This window comes from Stenotrophomonas sp. YJH_SMC_37 (assembly GCF_059370035.1).
In genome coordinates, this window is the sequence record NZ_JCAFTG010000001.1 from 143868 (window position 1) to 162190 (window position 18323).

An 18323-nucleotide genomic window follows, 5' to 3' on the forward strand; every position below is an offset into this window, starting at 1 on the left:
ACCGAAGTGGAGAACGCGGATTCGATGAATTTTTTTTGACAGTCCACGGCCATTTCGGCCTCAGCGACTGCCAACCCGCACGGTGTCGCCTTCGCGCCTCACCACGAAACGCGGGTCGCGTTCGAGGAAGGCCTGCAGCGCACCGATGCGATGCGCATCGAGACTGCCCGACAACCGTGCCGATGCCGCGCCTTCGTCCAGCACGCGGACCTGCACCTGGTTGTGCCGGTTGAAGGCAGCGGCCACCTCGTCCAGCCGCTCATCCAGGAAGGACACCTTGCGTTGCTGCCAATCCAGCAGCATCGACAATGGCAGGTCCAAGGACTCGACCGCATGGCTGCCCGCGTCGACCTGCACCACTCGGCCTTCGCCCAGCTGCGCAAGACGCCGGGCGTCCGCACCCTGGCTCCATACCTCCACCTCGCCGGAGACCACGCCGATGCGCGTGCTCTGCAGCCGTCGCGATACATCGAATACCGTGCCGATATCCCGGATCTCCAGGCCGTTCACCTGCACCTCGAACGGACGGCGGTCGCGGGCGATGTCGAACGTGGCCTCACCCTGCAGCAGCTCCACCTTGCGGCTGAACCAGCCCATGCGTACCCGCAGGCGGCTGTCCGCGTTGAGCTGCACCTGGGTCTGGTCGGGCAGCACCAGGTCGCGAAGTTCACCCTGTCCGGCACTGTAAAGCTGCTCGGTGGGCATCACCTGCGGAACCAGGCCCACGCCGAGCAAGGTGATACAGGCTGTGGCAGCTGCCACCCACCAGCGCGCACGACCGCGCCGCGGCACAGCGCGCGGCGGCGCGTGCACGCCACCGAACAGCGGCACCACCTTGGCCGACGTCGCCTCCCGCAGCGGCGGCGCCTCGTCAGCCAACGACGATTGCAGCGCTTCGCCCACCTGCCGGTGCAACGAGAGGACGCGCAAGTAGGCGCGCACATGCTCCGGCGAGCGCTTCATCCAGTCCAGGAACGCGAGGCGCCCGGCCTCATCCAACGGCCCCTCGCGGTTGCCCAGGAACCAGTCCATGGCCTCGCAGGCGATCGTGTCGTCGGCCACGGGCGATGAGGTCCGGTTCATGTGAGCTCCCTGGCGCCCAGCACCTTCCTGCAGGCCTCCAGCCCCTTGCCGATGTGCTTGCGCACCATGTGCACCGACACCTGCAGCTGCTGGCTGATTGCCGGGCAGTCCAGCCCGTCGCGGTAGTGCAGCTCCATCACCCGCCGCGTGGTTGCCGGCAGTCGTGCGATGGTGCTGCGGATATCGTTCCAGCGCTGCGCACGCTCGAAATCACCTTCGATGTCTTCTTCGCTTTTCAGCACTTCGGCCAGCAGGTCGACGTCTTCCAGCGGCGGCAGCGACGACCGCGCGCGCGCATGCTCGCGCGCCAGGTTGGCCGCCACGGTGAACAGGTAGGCTTCCGGGTTCTCGACCGCATCGGCATCTTCGCCGGTGCTGCGCAGCAGGCGCAGGTAGACCTCCTGCGCCAGGTCTTCGGCATCCTCGCTGGCCGAACCGCGACGCAGGAAGAAGCCACGCAGCAGCCGGCGCCGCAGCGCGTAGCTTTTCTCCCAGATCCTCACGCTGTTCACGGCCGGCCAACCACCCCGAGGCTGGAAAGCCCCGCAGGGTGACCGCCATCGATGACAGTGGCGTTTCAACGACCGGCAGGCGCCGCTAGAATGCGGCCCCTGCAATGTCCCGGCAGCCGGCACAAGGAGTGCCCCGCAATGAACGCCCGCACCGCCATCAACACCCTCAGCAGCCTGCTGTTCCTGCTGCTGGTCGCCCACACCACCGCCTACCAGCAGCAGATGTGGCCGCCCAGCCGGGTCATCCATGTGCATCCGGTGATCGTCGTCCTCGCCTATGCGCTAGGTGTGCTCACGCTGCTGTTGTGGATCGGCGGTCGTCGTGCACCGGAACCCGCCCAATGCCTGGCGCGCTGGTTGCCCGTCGTCGCCTGGTGCCTGCTGGGCGTCGGCGTGGCGATCATCCCGGTGTTCCTGTCGGGGCTGCCCCCGGCCTGATCAGCGGCCGCGCCCAGCGCATCGGCCCATGATACGGCGCGCGGCACCAACCCTTGCTTGCCAGAGACCCAAGCCCCGCCCGCCTATCGAGGCGTGGGGGGCAGGCATACGCTTGTCTTCTCGGTGGCCGCCACGGTCGCCCTTCGCGTCACGGCGCCCGCCATTGCGACCCCGCTCCAGTGCTGTGCGCCCTGCCGGTGTTGTCGCCCAGGCAGACGTCCGACCGGCGCCCTCTGGAGACAGCCATGAACCAAGCCCTCATTCCCTTCGATACCGATCCACTGGAAACCCAGGAGTGGCGTGAATCGCTGGAGGCGGTGATGCCGGCCGGCGGCCGGCCGCGCGCGCACTACCTGATCGACCAGCTGAGCGATCTGGACGCCCGGCAGCACGGCGACCTGCATACCCGTGCCTGGACCGCCTACGTCAACACCATCCCGCCCGAGCGCCAGCCGGCCTACCCGGGTGACCTGGCCATCGAGCGCCGCCTGAACGCGATGATCCGCTGGAACGCGATGGTGATGGTGCTGCGTGCCGGCAAGCATTCCAACGTCGGCGGCCACATCGCCACCTACCAGTCGGCGGCAGTGCTGTACGACGTGGGCTTCGATCATTTCTTTCGTGGCCGTACCGACACCTTCGACGGCGACATGATCTACATCCAGGGCCACTCCGCGCCAGGGATCTACGGCCGCGCGTACGTGGAAGGCCGCATCGATCCGGCACGGATGGACAACTTCCGCCGCGAAGCCGGCCGCGAAGGCCTGTCCTCATATCCGCACCCGCGCCTGATGCCGGAGTTCTGGCAGTTCCCCACCGTGTCGATGGGGCTGGGCCCGTTGACCGCTGCCTACCAGGCGCGCTACATGCGCTACCTGGAATACCGCGGCCTGAAAGAGCACCAGGGCCGCAAGGTCTGGGCCTTCCTCGGCGATGGCGAAATGGATCAGCCCGAATCGCTGGCGGCGATCTCGCTGGCCGGCCGCGAGCGGCTGGACAACATCGTGTTCGTGGTCAACTGCAACCTGCAGCGCCTGGACGGGCCGGTGCGCGGCAACGCCAAGGTCATCCAGGAACTGGAAGGCACCTTCCGCGCGGCCGGCTGGAACGTGATCAAGCTGATCTGGGGCAGTGGCTGGGACGACCTGCTGGCCCGCGACCACAGCGGCCTGCTGCGCCAGCGCATGATGGAATGCGTGGATGGTGACTACCAGACCTTCAAGTCGCAGAGCGGTGCCTACGTGCGCGAGCATTTCTTCGGCCGCTACCCTGAGCTGCTGGAACTGGTCGCGCATATGAGCGACGACGACATCTGGGCGCTGGCGCTTGGCGGCCATGATCCGCAGAAGGTCTTCGCTGCCTACCAGCAGGCGGTGAACACCCGCGGCCGGCCGACAGTGATCCTGACCAAGACGGTCAAGGGTTTCGGCATGGGCGAAGCCGGCGAAGGCCAGAACATCAACCACCAGCTGAAGAAGATGAGCGCCGATGCGGTGCGTGCCTTCCGCGATCGCTTCAACCTGCCGGTCAGCGACGAGCAGCTGGAGGACATGCCGTATCTGCGACCGGAGCCGGGCAGCCCCGAGGCGGCCTACTTCGCCGAGCGCCGCCGCATCCAGGGCGGCCAGCTGCCGGCGCGGCTGGCGAAGGTCGATCCGCTGCCGCTGCCGCCGCTGTCGATCTTCAACACCCAGCTGCAGGGCAGCGGCGATCGCGGCCAATCCACCACCATGGGCTTCGTGCGCATCCTCACCAGCCTGCTGAAGGACCCGGAGCTGGGCAAGCTGGTCATTCCGATCGTGCCCGATGAATCGCGCACCTTCGGCATGGAAGGCCTGTTCCGCCAGATCGGCATCCATTCGTACCTGGGTCAGTTGTACACGCCGCAGGATGCGGGCCAGCTGAGCTACTACAAGGAAGCCAAGGACGGCCAGATCCTGCAGGAAGGCATCAACGAATCCGGTGCGATCTGCTCGTGGATCGCCGCCGGCACCGCCTACAGCAACCACGGCCTGGCCACGATTCCGTTCTACATCTTCTACTCGATGTTCGGCCTGCAGCGCGTCGGCGACCTCGCCTGGGCTGCAGCCGATGCGCGTACCCGGGGCTTCCTGCTCGGTGCCACGTCGGGCCGTACCACGCTGATGGGCGAAGGCCTGCAACACGATGACGGCCACAGCCACGTGCTCTCGTCGGTGATCCCGAGCCGCGTGTCCTACGACCCGACCTACAACTACGAGCTGGCGGTGATCATCCACGACGGCCTGCGCCGCATGTATGTCGAGCAGGAAGACATCTACTACTACATCACCGTACTCAACGAGAACTACCCGCAGCCGGCACTGCCCGAGGGCGCCGAGGCCGGCATCCTGAAGGGCCTGTACCTGCTGCATCCAGCAGCCGCCGGCAACGCTCGGCAGCCACGCGTGCAGCTGATGGGCAGCGGCGCGATCCTGCGCGAAGTGGAAGCCGCGGCAGACCTGCTGCAGCAGGACTTCGGCATCGCCAGCGATGTGTGGAGCGCGACCAGCCTGACCGAACTGCGCCGCGACGGGCTGGCCGCCGAGCGCTGGAACCTGCTGCATCCGGCCGAGGCCCCGCGCGTGCCCTACGTGCAGCAATGCCTGCAGGGTCATGAAGGCCCGGTGGTGGTGGCCACCGACTACATGAAGATCGTCGGTGACCAGATCCGTCCCTTCATCAACGATCGCCGCTTCATCGCACTCGGCACCGATGGCTTCGGCCGCTCCGACACGCGTGAATCACTGCGCACGTTCTTTGAAGTGGATCGCCACTTCATCGTGCTGGCGGCCCTGAAGTCGCTGGCCGACGAAGGTCGCATCGAACGCTCGCGGATGCAGGAGGCCATCGACAGGTACGGCATCGACGCCGGCAAGCGCGACCCGGCCGCGGTGTAAGGCTGCTGCATTCACCACGCCCGCTGTGCGGGCGTGGTGCAGGCGGCGCCGCTACGGTATTCGCTTGAACAGATTGGTCTGCAGGATCGGCGTACCGTCGTGACCGTAGAACGCCTTGGTCTCGGTCATCGTCGTACGGTCGGCCGCCACGGTATAGATGCGGGTGGAGGCCGGCGTGCCGTGGTCCACCAGCTGCATCACCAGGGTGTTCGGCGCCGGCAGTTTCAGGTTGGCCTTGTCCGCGCCGTAGGTGCCGGACAAAGGCCCCGGCGTGCCGTCGAGGGACAGCGTGCCATCGGACTTCATGGTCCTGCCGTCGTGCAGCACGATGTCGACGTGCGAACTCCAGCGTCCACCCCCGGCATCCTTGAATTCCAGCACCACCTGTTTCGGGCGCTGCGCCTCGGGCAGCGCCGAGGTGGCAATGTCCAGCGACCAGCGTCCCAGCACCGGTGAGGGCGAAGCCTCCACGGCCAGCGCCGGAACGGCGGCCAGCGAAAGCGCAGACAACAACACAGCGGACAGCAGCTTCATACGTTGCTCCGTTTCCGTGAAGAAGATGCTGCGTGAAGCGCTGTGGGGCGCAGCATCCGGATCGTGCACAGCATCGGCGCCCCGCACAAGGCAGAGCGCTGAACGGCCGGCAACCTCATTCGCGCCTCCCGTGTGTTCGGCCTCGCGACTAGAGCCAAAACGCCCTTGTTGCCCGCAATAGTTACGTTATAACATTTCACGTAATCTTCACGGAGCGTGCCATGCGTCGCCATCTGCTTGCTGCTGCCATTCTGCTCGCCGGCCACACCGCCCAGGCCGCAGACGAACCCACCCTCCCCACCCTCCAGGTCCAGGCCTCCCAGCCCTCGCGCATCGACACCCGGGTCACTGTCGACAACCCACATGCGCAGAACCGCACCCTCGGCGGCCTGCTCGAACACGTCTCCGGCGTGCAGAGCAGCGCCTTCGGGCCAAACGCGGGCGCTCCGGTCATCCGCAGCCTCAGCGGCAACCGCGTGCAGATCCTGCAGGACGGCCAGTCCATCCTCGGCATGAACGCGATCAGCGGCGACATCAACATTCCGTTCGATCCGCTGTTCGTACGCAGTGTGACCGTCAACAAGTCCTCCGACACCGTGCGCTACGGCGGCAATGCGATCGGAGGCAGCGTGGAGATCGATCCGGGCCTGATCTCGCGCAGCATGGAAGACAAGGACCAGTCGATGGAACTGGTCCTGCGCAAGGGCTTCAATGCTGCGGACGCGCAGGGCTTCCGCATGAACTTCAACAACCAGCGCAACGTCTCGACCAACCTGCAGGTCTCTCGGCAGCGCATCTCGCACTACGACATCCCCGGCAACAGCAAAGCCAGTGTCTGCAACGCCGCGCTGTTCCCGCCCACCGGCGGCGTCAACTCGGCGCTGGCCGACAGCTGCCAGAAGGAGGCGCGCGTCCAGCAGATCTACAACAAGGCCTCGCAGCCCTACATCGACCAGTTCATGACCGAGAACCCGGACTGGGCCGATGGTGATTTCTCGTTCTACACCAACAACCCGACTTCGGTCTGGCAACGCCGTACCTATATCAATCCGGTCAATCCGGCCTATGTCGCCGGCGCGCCGTCATACGTACAGAAGCAGATCAACAATGATGTGACGCCCGATTACCATCACCGGTTGGGCAACAGTTACGCGCGCAATTCGCAGGTGGCGTTCGGGTCGACCCTGTTCTTCGACCGTGGTTACGTGGGTGTCAGCATCGATGCCAAGGACAGCGAATACGGCGTGCCCGGGTTCTCGATGCAGAACCTGTCGTTCGGTTCCAACTACGCCAACGCATTGCCGGTGGGCGTGGTGATCAAGCAGGAACGCTACGCACTGGAAGCCCTGTTGCGCGACCCGCTGCCGTGGTTCGAGCGCGCTGAACTGCGTGTTTCGAAGCTGGACAGCACCTCGGGCGAACGGCTGGGTGCCACCCGGGCCAACGACTACGATTTCGAGAGCACCCAGGCCGAACTGCTGTTGAGCCATCAGCGTGTCGGTCCGCTCAGCGGCCTGCTCGGTTACAGCCACCAGTCGCGTGATGTCACCGGCAGCGGCTCGCTGCGCTACCTGCCTGACGTCGACACCCGCAGCAACGCGATGTTCCTGAAGGAGACGCTGGACTTCGGCTGGGCCAGTTTCGACGCTGGCGTGCGCCACGAGCGCGTTGACCATGACCTGCAACCAAGCCGCTTCAAGACCGCGCGCAATGCCGCCAACACGAAACTGCAGGACCGCGACTACCGGCTCAACAGCTACAGCCTGGGATCGTATGTCGAGCTCGGTCCGTTGTTCGCCGCCAAGGTGCGCTACTCGTCCTCGCAGCGCGCACCGGAGATCAATGAGTTGTATGCGAGCAACGCGCACTACTCGGTGATGACCCAGGAAGAAGGCAACCAGAACCTCGAGCCAGAGCGCGCGAAAAACCTGGAGCTGACCGGCCTGTTCCATGTCGGAGGGTTCGAACTGTCGGCCACCGCGTATCGGATGAAGTACGAGAACTATCTGTACCTGGGTTACTCGGGCGTGCAGACCGCCAACCGCCTGCCGCTGAAATACTGGAAGCAGACCGACACCACGGTGAAGGGCTTCGAGATCGACGCATCGCAGGCCCTGGACCTTGGCCGCTATGGCACGTTGAACATCTCCGCCTTCGCCGACCTGGTGAAGAACAAGGCCGATCACCCCGATTCGCTGCGTGCCCACAACGACGGCGAGTACCTGCCGAACATGCCGACCAACCGCTACGGCGCCAATCTGCAGTGGCAACGCGAGGGTTGGAAGGCGCAGCTGTCCAGCACCTACTACGACACGCAGAAGTACCTCGGCCGCAACGTCAGCGAGGAAGTGCCACTGGATGCCTTCAACCTGGTCGACCTGCAGGTCAGCCGTGAGCTGCCGGTACGCAACAGCTACATCGCCGGCATGGAGGTGTTCGTCAACGGCAGCAATCTGCTCAATGAAGAAGCACGCCCGCACAACTCGCCGTTGAAGTACATCGCGCCGTTGCCGGGGCGTGGTTTCCAGGTGGGGGTGACGGTGAGGCTCTGACGGTCAACCGATGGCGCCGCCCGCGGTTCGATGAACTGCGGGCTCGGCGTAGTGGCGGCAACGTTGCGCTTCAAACCCGGTCTGATCCACCATCAGCAGAAAATGGAGATGGGAATGAACTGGATGCGCCCCCTGTCACTTGGCCTGTTGCTGTGCCTGTCATCCGGCGCCAACGCGGCCTCCGCCATCGTCTACGACGACGATGGCCGCTACGGCTACGCCATGAACCACAGCACGCTGTCGGCTGCGATGCAGCGCGCACTGCAGCACTGCGCCGTTCGGTCCCGCAACTGCGCGCAGACTGCCACGACTACCGCGGTGGGATATTCGGCGATCGCTACCGGCACCGTCGCCATGGGCTTTGCACTTGGGGAAAAGACGGCGGACGCCGCACAACGCAAAGCGGAAAGAATGTGCAGGCAACGTGCCAATGACTGCACACTGGCAATTCTCTGGCGCGAAACGCCAAGCGGCATTGCGCCGCCCGCTCATCCGGGTCATGCGGTGCCGGAGCCCAGGCTCTATTCCTCGCCCGAAGTCGGGCAGGACGCGGCTGGCACCACCCACTAGGCCTGCACAACGCCCGTGCGGCGCGGCCGTGTGTTACCGCGTTGAACAAAGAAAGACGCCTGCAGATCGAGGATCTGCATGCGCTTCTTTATATCTGGCGGAGTGAGAGGGATTCGAACCCTCGATAGAGCTTTTGACCCTATACTCCCTTAGCAGGGGAGCCCCTTCGGCCACTCGGGCATCACTCCGGGGTTTTCTCCGCATCTGGTGCGTTGCACCTCAGCGGGGCGTGAATCATAACGTTAATCGAGTGCGAAGGTAAAGCGTTATTCGGCAGAATTTTCGCTACCGGTGCCACCGGCTTCATCACCACGCTGGATGCGCTGATAGATCTCTTCGCGATGCACAGCGACGTCCTTCGGCGCGGTGATGCCGATACGCACCTGGTTACCCTTGACGCCAAGCACGGTGACGCTCACCGAGTCACCGATCATCAGGGTTTCGCCGACGCGGCGAGTCAGGATCAACATTTTTGTAAGTCTCCATGGAACCGTGTGGAAGGGTATCCCCCACCGGCTTGACGCTCCGTCAAGAAGCGCTACCACGACAAAGGGAAAAGATTCGCAATGGTACCGTCAGCCGTCCCGCTCCTACAAGGAGGGGGACGGCCAGGTTCATCACAGGCGGGGGCTGACCCATTCGACGACTGCAGCCAGCGCAGTGGCAAGGGCGGGCCCGTCCTCGCCACCACCCTGGGCGAGGTCCGGGCGTCCGCCGCCCTTGCCCCCGATCTGACTGGCGATATGGGACAACAGTTCCCCGGCCTTGACCTTGCCCATTGCACTGCCGTTCACACCCGCAACCAGGGCAGCCTTGCCGTCCTGGGCACCGGCCAGCACGATCACCGCATCGCCCAGCTGCTGCTTCAGGCGGTCCATGGCGTCACGCAGGGCCTTGGCGTCGAAGCCCTCCAGGCGGGCGGCCAGCACCTTCACGCCGGCAACCTCGACGGCCTGGCCGGACAGGTCGGCCGTGGCGCCGGTGGCGACCTTGGCCTTCACGGCCTCCAGTTCGCGCTCCAGCTGCTTCTGGCGCTGGCCGAGGGCACGGATCTTCTCGACCACGTCGGCGGCGCTGCCGCCGAGCAGTTCAGCGGCTTCGGCCAGGCGGGCCTCCTCGGCGTCCACGTAATCCAGGGCGCCCTGGCCGGTGACCGCCTCGATACGGCGCACGCCGGCCGAGACACCGCCCTCGGAGGTGATCTTGAACAGGCCGATGTCGCCGGTACGGTTGACGTGGGTACCACCGCACAGCTCAGTGGAGTAGTCACCCATCTTCAGCACGCGCACGTGCTCGCCGTACTTCTCGCCGAACAGGGCCATCGCGCCGAAGTCCAGCGCTTCCTGCATGCCCATGTTGTGGACTTCGGCCGCGTTGTTTGCGCGTACCTGCTGGTTGACCTTGCGCTCGATCAGCGCCAGTTCTTCCGCGCTGATCGGCTGGAAGTGCGAGAAGTCGAAACGCAGGCGGTCCGGCGCGACCAGCGAGCCCTTCTGCTGCACGTGGGTGCCCAGCACTTCGCGCAGGGCGGCATGCAGCAGGTGCGTTGCCGAGTGGTTGAGTATGGTGGCGCCGCGGCGCGCGCCATCGACCTGGCCGGACAGCACATCGCCCACTTTCAGGCCGCCGTCGGACAGGGTGCCGACGTGGCCATGGAACTGGCCAGCGAACTTCTGGGTGTCTTCCACCACCAGGCGCACGCCGTTGCCGGCAAGCACGCCCGTGTCACCGACCTGGCCGCCGGATTCGGCGTAGAACGGGGTCTGGTTGGTGATCACGATGACCGAATCACCGGCATCGGCCGACTGCACCGGACGGCCGTCCTTGAGCAGGGCCAGCACGCTCAGGCCGTCGGCCTGCAGGCGGTCATAGCCCAGGAACAGGGTCGGGCTGAGCGTTGCCACCAGCTCGGCCGGCAGGGTCACGCCGCCGCCGAACTTGCCGGCTGCGCGTGCGGTCTCGCGCTGCTGCTCCATTGCGGCGTCGAAGCCGGCGATGTCGACGGTCAGGTCGCGCTCGCGGGCGATGTCCTGGGTCAGGTCGAGCGGGAAACCGTAGGTGTCGTAAAGGCGGAAGGCGTCAACGCCCGGGATCACGCCGTTGCTGGCCTTGCCGGCCACGTCCTCGAAGATCTTCATGCCGGCATCGAGGGTTTCGGCGAAACGCTCTTCTTCGGCCTGCAGCGCACGGGTGACGGTGTCCACCGCCGCCGGCAGTTCCGGATAGGCCTCGCCCATCTGCTCGACCAGGGTCGGCACCAGCTTGCTGAAGAACGGCTGCCGCACGCCCAGCATCCAGCCGTGGCGCAGGGCGCGGCGGATGATACGGCGCAGCACGTAGCCACGGCCTTCGTTGGACGGCAGCACGCCATCGACGATCAGGAACGAACAGGCGCGGATGTGATCGGCGATCACGCGCAGCGACTTGTTTTCCAGGTCGGCGGTGCCGGTCAGCTCGGCGGCCTTGCGGATCAGCGCCTGGAACAAGTCGATCTCGTAGTTGGTGTGAACGTGCTGCAGGATCGCCGCCAGTCGCTCCAGGCCCATGCCGGTATCCACGCACGGCGCCGGCAGCGGCACCAGGGTGCCGTCGGGCTGGCGGTCGAACTGCATGAACACCAGGTTCCAGATTTCGATGAAGCGGTCGCCGTCTTCATCCGGCGAACCCGGGGGGCCACCGGCGATGTGGTCGCCGTGGTCATAGAAGATCTCGGTGCACGGGCCGCACGGACCGGTGTCGGCCATCTGCCAGAAGTTGTCCGAGGCGAACGGTGCGCCCTTGTTGTCGCCGATGCGCACGATGCGCTCTTCCGGCACACCGACCATGTCACGCCACAGTTCGTAGGCTTCGTCGTCGGTCTGGTACACGGTAACCAGCAGGCGCTCGGCCGGCAGCTTCCAGACCTGGGTCAGCAGCTCCCAGGCCCAGGCGATCGCGTCCTTCTTGAAGTAATCGCCGAACGACCAGTTGCCCAGCATCTCGAAGAAGGTGTGGTGGCGTGCGGTGTAGCCAACCTGGTCGAGATCGTTGTGCTTGCCGCCCGCGCGCAGGCAGCGCTGGACATCGGCCGCGCGCACGTAGCTGCGCTTTTCCGCGCCGAGGAACACGTCCTTGAACTGCACCATGCCGGAGTTGGTGAACAGCAGGGTCGGATCGTTGCCCGGCACCAGCGGCGCCGACGGCACGATGGTGTGGCCTTTGCCCTTGAAGAATTCAAGGAAATCGCTGCGGATCTGGGAAGTCGTGAATTTGGCGGATGCGTTCATTGGGGGCTGGCAGTCTGCGGGCCGGCGGACCCGGACCACCGGCCGCGTTGGCCAGGGTCGCGAGGGACCGCCGAAAACCTAAAGGGTATCAGGCCCGGCGCCGCCAGTCTCAGTCATCCGGGTCGTAGCGGGTCGCGCGGCGGATGCTGTCGCCGTCGAAGCCCCGTCGGGCCAGCAGATCGGCGGCCTTGCGCCGCTGCGCCAGGTCCTGCGGGCCGGCCTCGCCAAAGCGCCTGCGGACCAGATCGCGAGCATTTTCCTGCCAGTCGCCTTCGTAGCTGTCCATTGCTACGGCAATCGCGGCACTGTCCAGGCCGTGGGTGCCAAGCTCGGCGCGGACATGGATCGGCCCATAGCCGGTGTTGGCGCGCATCCGCACCAGGTTCTCAGCGAAGCGGGTGTCGTCCTGCCAGCCGGCCTCGGTCAGCTTGGCGACAGCGGCCTGCGCGGCTTCGTCTTCAATGCCACGGGCGGTCAGCTTGCGGGTGAGTTCCTTGCGCGAGTGTTCGCGGCGGACCAGAAGGCCCAGCGCCCGCTGCACGGGAGTCTGCTCACGCGGTCGGCGCTTGCGGCCGGTCGGAATGTCTTCGGCGTCGGACATGGGTACTCCAAGGGTGGCGCCATCCGTGGCACCCAGCCCATCCATGGGCGATTCGAACCTGCGGGACAGGGCGACGTCACTGACGGCGCCGCCCTGCCCCACAGCAAGCCTTACTCGTCGTCGCCTTCGTCGTCACCATCCTCGCGGGCCGCTTCGGCCGGCTGGAACTTCTCGCGCAGTTCTGCCTCGAGCTTTGCAGCGACGGTCGGGTTGTCGCGCAGGTAGCCGCGGGCGTTGTCCTTGCCCTGGCCGATGCGTTCTTCACCGTAGCTGTACCAGGCGCCGGCCTTTTCGACCAGCTTGGCATCCACGCCCATGTCGATCAGTTCGCCCTCGCGGCTGATGCCTTCGCCGTACAGGATCTCAGTGATGACCTGCTTGAACGGAGGCGCCAGCTTGTTCTTGACCACCTTGATCTTGGTCTGGTTGCCGATGATCTCGTCACCCTTCTTGATCGCGCCGATACGGCGGATGTCCAGGCGGACCGAGGCATAGAACTTCAGCGCGTTGCCGCCCGTGGTGGTTTCCGGGCTCTGGCCCGGCATCATCACGCCGATCTTCATGCGCAGCTGGTTGATGAAGATCACCAGGGTGTTGGAGCGCTTGATGTTGCCGGTCAACTTGCGCAGCGCCTGGCTCATCAGGCGGGCCTGCAGACCCGGCAGCTGGTCACCCATCTCGCCTTCGATTTCGGCCTTCGGGGTCAGTGCGGCGACCGAGTCGACCACCAGGATGTCGACCGAGCCCGAACGGACCAGCATGTCGGCGATTTCCAGCGCCTGCTCACCGGTATCCGGCTGCGACAGCAGCAGGTCGTCCACGTTCACGCCCAGCTTGGCGGCATAGATCGGGTCCAGCGCGTGCTCGGCGTCGATGAAAGCTGCGGTACCGCCCATCTTCTGGCACTCGGCGATGGCCTGCAGGGTCAGGGTGGTCTTGCCCGAGGATTCCGGCCCGTAGATCTCAACGACACGGCCCTTCGGCAGACCGCCAATGCCCAGTGCGATGTCGAGCATCAGCGAACCGGTCGGGATGGCTTCGACGGGCTCGACCACGCGGTCACCCATGCGCATCACCGAGCCCTTGCCGAACTGCTTCTCGATCTGGCCCAGAGCAGCAGCCAAGGCGCGCTTCTTGTTCTCGTCCATCGTATTGGTCCTTGCAGAGGTCATGTCGTTGGGGGTGCTGTCTTTGGGGGTCTTCTTTGCCATGGGTTCACTTTAAGTCGGACGTATCGCACAGGCTGAGATTCTGCCCGGCGCTCTGAAAAGAATTATCGGACATCCGTACCAACCTCAGTGGAACCAGAGAATCGCCACAAAAGACCGCGGGGTAATGCGCTATGGAACGGGTCAACGGTTAGGCCGCAGCAGGCCGCAATAGAGGCCCTCGATCGCGAAATCCTGGTCCGGCAGCACCTCGATCGGCTTGTAATCGGGATTGCGCGGCAGCAGGCGGATGCGGTCCTTGGCGATCTTCAGCAGCTTGACGGTGATCTCGTCATCGATGCGGGCCACCACGATCTGCCCGGAATGGGCGTCGCGGGTGCGGTGCACACCGATCAGGTCACCGTCGAAGATGCCCTCGTCGATCATCGAATCGCCCTGCACCTTCAGCAGGTAGTCCGGCGCTGGCGAGAAGAACACCCGGTCCAGCACCACGAAATCGTCCGAGCCGATGTCGGCGCCGATCGGGAGGCCGGCCGCAACCCGGCCCAGCACCGGCAGGCGCAGCACACTGTCGGGCAGGCCCGGCTCGGCCAGCTTCTCGACCGGCGGCGCCTGCACCAGGCGGATGCCGCGGGCCTGGCCCGGGATGCGACGGATCGCACCGGCCTGCTCCAGGGCTTCCAGGTGGTACTGGGCCGCGCGCACGCCCTTGAAGCCGAACGCACGTGCGATTTCAGTCTGCGAGGGCGGTGCGCCTTCGCTCTCGATACGCTCGGCGATCAACTGCAGGATCGCCTGCTGGGTGTCGGTCAGGTCCATGGTTAGTAGTATTACTACTAACGCACACAACTGCAAGTGCCGGGTACGACAAACAGGTGATGGGGATCTGTAGTGCCGAGCCATGCTCGGCAGTTGGGCCAATGGCCGGGCGGCAAAGGCAAAAGCAAGAGCAGCCGACCAGCGGTCGGCCCTACAGGAATCGCGCAGCGATTCCACGGTTCCGATGGGGAACCGCTGCGGCAAGCACACTATGTGTGCTTGCCGCTCCTCCATATGGAGAACAGGATCCACACACCACAGAAGCCGGCGCCGATGAAGCCGCACACGCCCAGCGCCAGCAGCCAGCGGCTGGAAACCCCGCCGACGCTGTGCATCACGATCGACGAGCCGATGATCAGGGCAGCCGTGATCACGCCTACCACCAGCCGGTTTGCCGCACGGTTCACCTGTTCGCCGAAGCCCTGCAGCGCGGTGGTTTCGACCTTCAGCTGCAGTCGTCCGCGGCGCGCCGCCTGCACCAGCTTGCGCAGGTCGCGCGGCAGCTCACCGGCGAAGTCGACCAACCCCAGCAGGCTGCGGCGGCCACGCTTGAGCAGCGCCCTGGGCGCATAGCGCTGCAGCACTACCCGCTCCAGGAACGGGCGCGCGGCACTGGCCATGTCGAAATCCGGGTCGAGCTGGCGGCCCATGCCTTCCAGGGTCAGGAAGGCCTTGATCATCAGCGCCAGATCGGCCGGCAACGTCAGACTGTAGCTCCGCAGCAGCTGGGTGATATCGCCCAGCATCAGGCCGATACGCAGGTCCTTCAGCGGCACGCCGCGGTACTGGTCGACGAACTGGCTGATGTCGTGCTGCAGCCGGTTCTCGTCCACTTCCACGCCACCGGCCCAGTCCAGCAACACGTCGGCCACGCCCTGCGGGTCCTGCTCGACCAGCCCGTGCAGCAGCTGCGCGACCTGGAAGCGGCGCACCTCGGACAGCGCGCCGACCATGCCGAAATCGATCACGCCGATGCGGCCGTCGCGCAGGTAGATGATGTTGCCCGGGTGTGGATCCGCGTGGAAGCTGCCGTCCTCCAACACCATCTTCAACACGATGCCGGCGCCGCGCCGGGCCAGTTCGCGGCGGTCCAGCCCGGCCGCATCGACACCGGCAAGGTTACGGCCGGGAATGCCGTCGACGAAGTCCTGCACGTTCAGGCTTTCGCAGGTCCACTGCCAGTGCACGCTGGGAATCAGGATGTCGTCGCGGCCGCTGAAGTTGCGCGCGATGCGTTCGGCGTTACGGCATTCGGCGGCGAAATCCAGTTCGCGTCGCAGCGACACGGTGAACTGCTGCACGACCTCGGCCGGACGATAGCGGCGCAGGTCCGGCAGCCGCGCCTCGACAATCTCGGCCAGGCGGGCCAGCAGCCGCAGATCGGCCTCGACCACATCGCGGATGCCGGGCCGCCGGATTTTCAGCACCACCTCACGGCCATCGTGGAGCCGGGCGCGATGGGCCTGCGCCAGCGAGGCGGCGGCCATCGGGGTTTCATCGAGGAAGGCGAACACCTCCGTCGGCGAGGCGCCAAGGTCGGCTTCGAGCTGCTCGCGGATATCCGCGTACGGCAGCGCCGGCACCGCGTTCTGCAGTTCGGACAGTTCAGCGATCCATTCCGGCGGCAGCAGGTCAACGCGCGTCGCCAGCACCTGCCCGAGCTTGACGAAAGTGGGACCCAGATCCTGCATAGCGCTGCGCACACGCACCGGCGCGGTCATCCGCAGCAGTTCCTGGCGGTCCTCGTTCCAGTGCAGCAGGCGCCCTGCCCGCTCCAGCGTGGTGGCCAAGCCGATGCGCCGCACCACGTCGCCGAAGCCATAGCGGATCAGGACGACGGCGATTTCCTGCAGTCGGCCCAGGTCACGGACAGTACCCAGCGTCTCCCACATCATGCGTGCTCCGGACGATTACCGGAGCAGCATGTCACAGCTGGGCGTCGATACCGCGCAATGCCGCCGCCACGGTTTGCCGGCGGATGGCTTCGCGGTCGCCGTCGAACTGGAACAGCTCGGCGCGGGCATAGCCGCCACGGCGCTTCCAGCCAATCCAGACACTGCCGACCGGCTTGTCCGGGCTCCCGCCACCGGGGCCGGCAATGCCGGTCACCGCCACGGCGATGCCGGCACCGGAATTGACCAGCGCGCCGGAGACCATTTCCAGCACGGTTTCGCGGCTGACCGCACCGAACTGCTCCAGGGTCTGCGCGCGCACGCCGAGCAGGCGCTGCTTGGCTTCGTAGCTGTAGACCACCATGCCGCAGTCGAAGAACGCCGACGAGCCGGCAATGTCGGTCATGCACTTGGCGATCCAGCCACCACTGCAGCTTTCGGCGGTCACCAGCTGCAGCGAGGCCTGCTGCAGGCGCTGTCCGAGCGCGGCGGACTGGGCATTGAGATCGGCGTCGGTGGGGATGGACATCGGCATGACGGTGGGGTGAAGAACACGTTGTACCGCAGATGACAGGCGGATGTCGCGCCCCTCCGGCACGGTTGCGTTGCCGGCCAGCGGCCGGCACTACCGGGCACCGGTCGCTACCTCACCACTCCGGCAGTTTTTCCGGCAGTAGCGCGCGGATCGGGGCGCCATCGGCACTGGCGGCCAGCTTTTCGGCTTCGGCGATCGGCAGGTCGACCTGCAGCAGCCAACCATCCTCATCGGCCTGCTCGCTGCGGATCACCTCCAGCTGGTGCAGGCGCGCGCGCAGGCGGCCTGCATCCGGGGGAAGACGCAGTTCGCCGGTGACATGCTGCAGGCCCAAGCGCTTGCCCAGCACCGCCTGCAACAGCTCCAAGCCCTGACCGTCACGCGCGGAAATCCACACCCGCTCGCGACGCGATTCGTCCGGGATACCGTCCTGGCCGTCGTGGCGCACGTCGGCGCCGTCAATGCGGTCGATCTTGTTGAACACCAGCAGCTGCGGCAGATCGCCGGCACCGACTGCAGTCAGCACTTCGTCCACCTGGGCGATGCGCTCCTCGCGGTGCGGGTCGGCAGCATCGACCACGTGCAGCAGGAAATCGGCCTCGCGCGCCTCGGACAGGGTCGAGCGGAACGCCGCGACCAGATCATGCGGCAGATCGCGGACGAAACCGACGGTATCGGCCAGCACCACGCTGCCCCCCGGCACCGCGATGCGGCGCACGGTCGGATCCAGCGTTGCGAACAGCTGGTCGGCGGCATAGGCCTCGGCGCCGGTCATGGCGTTGAACAGGGTCGACTTGCCGGCGTTGGTGTAGCCCACCAGTGCCACACGGGGCAGCTCGCTGCGCACACGCGCACGACGCATCTGGGTGCGCTGCACTTCCACCTTTTCCAGGCGCTTCTGCAACTGCTCGACCCGCTTCTGCAGCAGGCGGCGGTCGGTTTCCAGCTGGGTTTCACCCGGGCCGCGCAGGCCAATTGAACCACCGCGCTGGCGCTCCAGGTGGGTCCAGCCGCGCACCAGCCGCGTGGCCAGATGCCGCAGCTGCGCCAGCTCGACCTGCAGCTTGCCCTCGTGGCTGTGCGCACGCTGGGCGAAGATATCCAGGATCAGGCCGGTACGGTCGATCACCCGGCGCTCCAGGAACCGTTCCAGGTTGCGCTCCTGGCCCGGGCTCAACGCATGGTTGACGAGGATCAGGTCGGCACCGCTGGCGTCGGCCGCAGCCTTGATCTCGTCCAGCTTGCCGCTGCCGATCAGGGTCGACGGATTCGGTCGGTCCAGGCGCGCAGTGATCGTCGCGGCGATGCTGGCCCCAGCCGAGCGGGCCAGATCACCGAATTCTTCCAGCACATCGTCTTCCAGCTTGCCGAAATGGGGCTGGATCAACAGGGCGTGTTCGCCCTTTTTCGAGCGGTCAAACATTCACCGCTCCG

General features: G+C 65.9%; 15 protein-coding genes and 1 tRNA gene. 4 read left to right on the plus strand and 12 right to left on the minus strand.

The window, feature by feature from the left end; all coding sequences use genetic code 11:
* Positions 1–60: 60 nt before the first annotated feature.
* Both AC5P8J_RS00695 and AC5P8J_RS00700 read right to left on the minus strand, forming a co-directional pair.
* Positions 61–1083, minus strand: coding sequence for a FecR domain-containing protein (locus tag AC5P8J_RS00695; RefSeq protein WP_134730694.1), 1023 nt, complete (start codon positions 1081–1083; stop codon positions 61–63).
* Positions 1080–1595, minus strand: a complete 516-nt coding sequence (locus tag AC5P8J_RS00700; RefSeq protein ID WP_019658857.1) for an RNA polymerase sigma factor — start codon at positions 1593–1595, stop codon at positions 1080–1082. Before AC5P8J_RS00700 ends, AC5P8J_RS00695 begins: the two co-directional genes overlap by 4 nt.
* Before the next feature lie 138 nt (positions 1596–1733).
* On the opposite strand from AC5P8J_RS00700, the gene AC5P8J_RS00705 reads away from it, so the two are divergent.
* Positions 1734–2033: a hypothetical protein gene (locus tag AC5P8J_RS00705; protein ID WP_134735412.1), complete on the plus strand. Its 300-nt coding sequence runs from the start codon at positions 1734–1736 to the stop codon at positions 2031–2033.
* Between the two features lie 245 nt (positions 2034–2278).
* Positions 2279–4951, plus strand: coding sequence for a pyruvate dehydrogenase (acetyl-transferring), homodimeric type (gene aceE / locus AC5P8J_RS00710; protein ID WP_495216576.1), 2673 nt, complete (start codon positions 2279–2281; stop codon positions 4949–4951).
* A gap of 51 nt (positions 4952–5002) precedes the next feature.
* On the opposite strand, the gene AC5P8J_RS00715 is transcribed toward aceE, so the two are convergent.
* A complete protein-coding gene (locus AC5P8J_RS00715; protein ID WP_155029274.1) occupies positions 5003–5485 on the minus strand; it encodes a LuxR family transcriptional regulator in 483 nt (160 codons plus the stop codon).
* A gap of 221 nt (positions 5486–5706) precedes the next feature.
* On the opposite strand from AC5P8J_RS00715, the gene AC5P8J_RS00720 reads away from it, so the two are divergent.
* Positions 5707–8037, plus strand: coding sequence for a TonB-dependent receptor (locus AC5P8J_RS00720; protein ID WP_495216577.1), 2331 nt, complete (start codon positions 5707–5709; stop codon positions 8035–8037).
* Between the two features lie 114 nt (positions 8038–8151).
* Entirely contained in the window at positions 8152–8607 is a 456-nt protein-coding gene (locus AC5P8J_RS00725) for a DUF4189 domain-containing protein (RefSeq protein ID WP_032953406.1), read from the plus strand.
* 95 nt (positions 8608–8702) lie between these two features.
* Here the strand turns inward: AC5P8J_RS00725 and AC5P8J_RS00730 are convergent.
* The 9 genes from AC5P8J_RS00730 to hflX all read right to left on the minus strand — a co-directional run bounded on the left by AC5P8J_RS00730 (position 8703) and on the right by hflX (position 18312).
* A tRNA-Ser gene (locus AC5P8J_RS00730) sits at positions 8703–8795 on the minus strand.
* Between the two features lie 78 nt (positions 8796–8873).
* The gene (gene csrA / locus AC5P8J_RS00735; RefSeq protein WP_004152909.1) at positions 8874–9077 is read right to left on the minus strand and encodes a carbon storage regulator CsrA; all 204 of its coding nucleotides are present in this window, start codon (positions 9075–9077) and stop codon (positions 8874–8876) included.
* A gap of 147 nt (positions 9078–9224) precedes the next feature.
* Positions 9225–11873, minus strand: coding sequence for an alanine--tRNA ligase (gene alaS / locus AC5P8J_RS00740; protein ID WP_346473983.1), 2649 nt, complete (start codon positions 11871–11873; stop codon positions 9225–9227).
* 109 nt (positions 11874–11982) lie between these two features.
* Positions 11983–12474 carry a recombination regulator RecX gene (gene recX / locus AC5P8J_RS00745; RefSeq protein WP_019658864.1) on the minus strand — a complete coding sequence of 164 codons (492 nt, stop codon included), beginning with the start codon at positions 12472–12474 and terminating at the stop codon, positions 11983–11985.
* 110 nt (positions 12475–12584) lie between these two features.
* Positions 12585–13622 carry a recombinase RecA gene (gene recA / locus AC5P8J_RS00750; RefSeq protein ID WP_026346904.1) on the minus strand — a complete coding sequence of 346 codons (1038 nt, stop codon included), beginning with the start codon at positions 13620–13622 and terminating at the stop codon, positions 12585–12587.
* A gap of 204 nt (positions 13623–13826) precedes the next feature.
* Entirely contained in the window at positions 13827–14462 is a 636-nt protein-coding gene (gene lexA, locus AC5P8J_RS00755; RefSeq protein ID WP_005412936.1) for a transcriptional repressor LexA, read from the minus strand.
* Positions 14463–14671: 209 nt separating this feature from the next.
* Positions 14672–16354, minus strand: coding sequence for a 2-polyprenylphenol 6-hydroxylase (gene ubiB / locus AC5P8J_RS00760; protein ID WP_026346905.1), 1683 nt, complete (start codon positions 16352–16354; stop codon positions 14672–14674).
* Positions 16355–16388: 34 nt separating this feature from the next.
* On the minus strand, positions 16389–16883 hold the full coding sequence (locus tag AC5P8J_RS00765) for a CinA family protein (RefSeq protein WP_005409020.1): 495 nt from the start codon (positions 16881–16883) through the stop codon (positions 16389–16391).
* Between the two features lie 118 nt (positions 16884–17001).
* Positions 17002–18312, minus strand: coding sequence for a ribosome rescue GTPase HflX (gene hflX, locus AC5P8J_RS00770; RefSeq protein ID WP_134735947.1), 1311 nt, complete (start codon positions 18310–18312; stop codon positions 17002–17004).
* Positions 18313–18323: the final 11 nt, after the last annotated feature.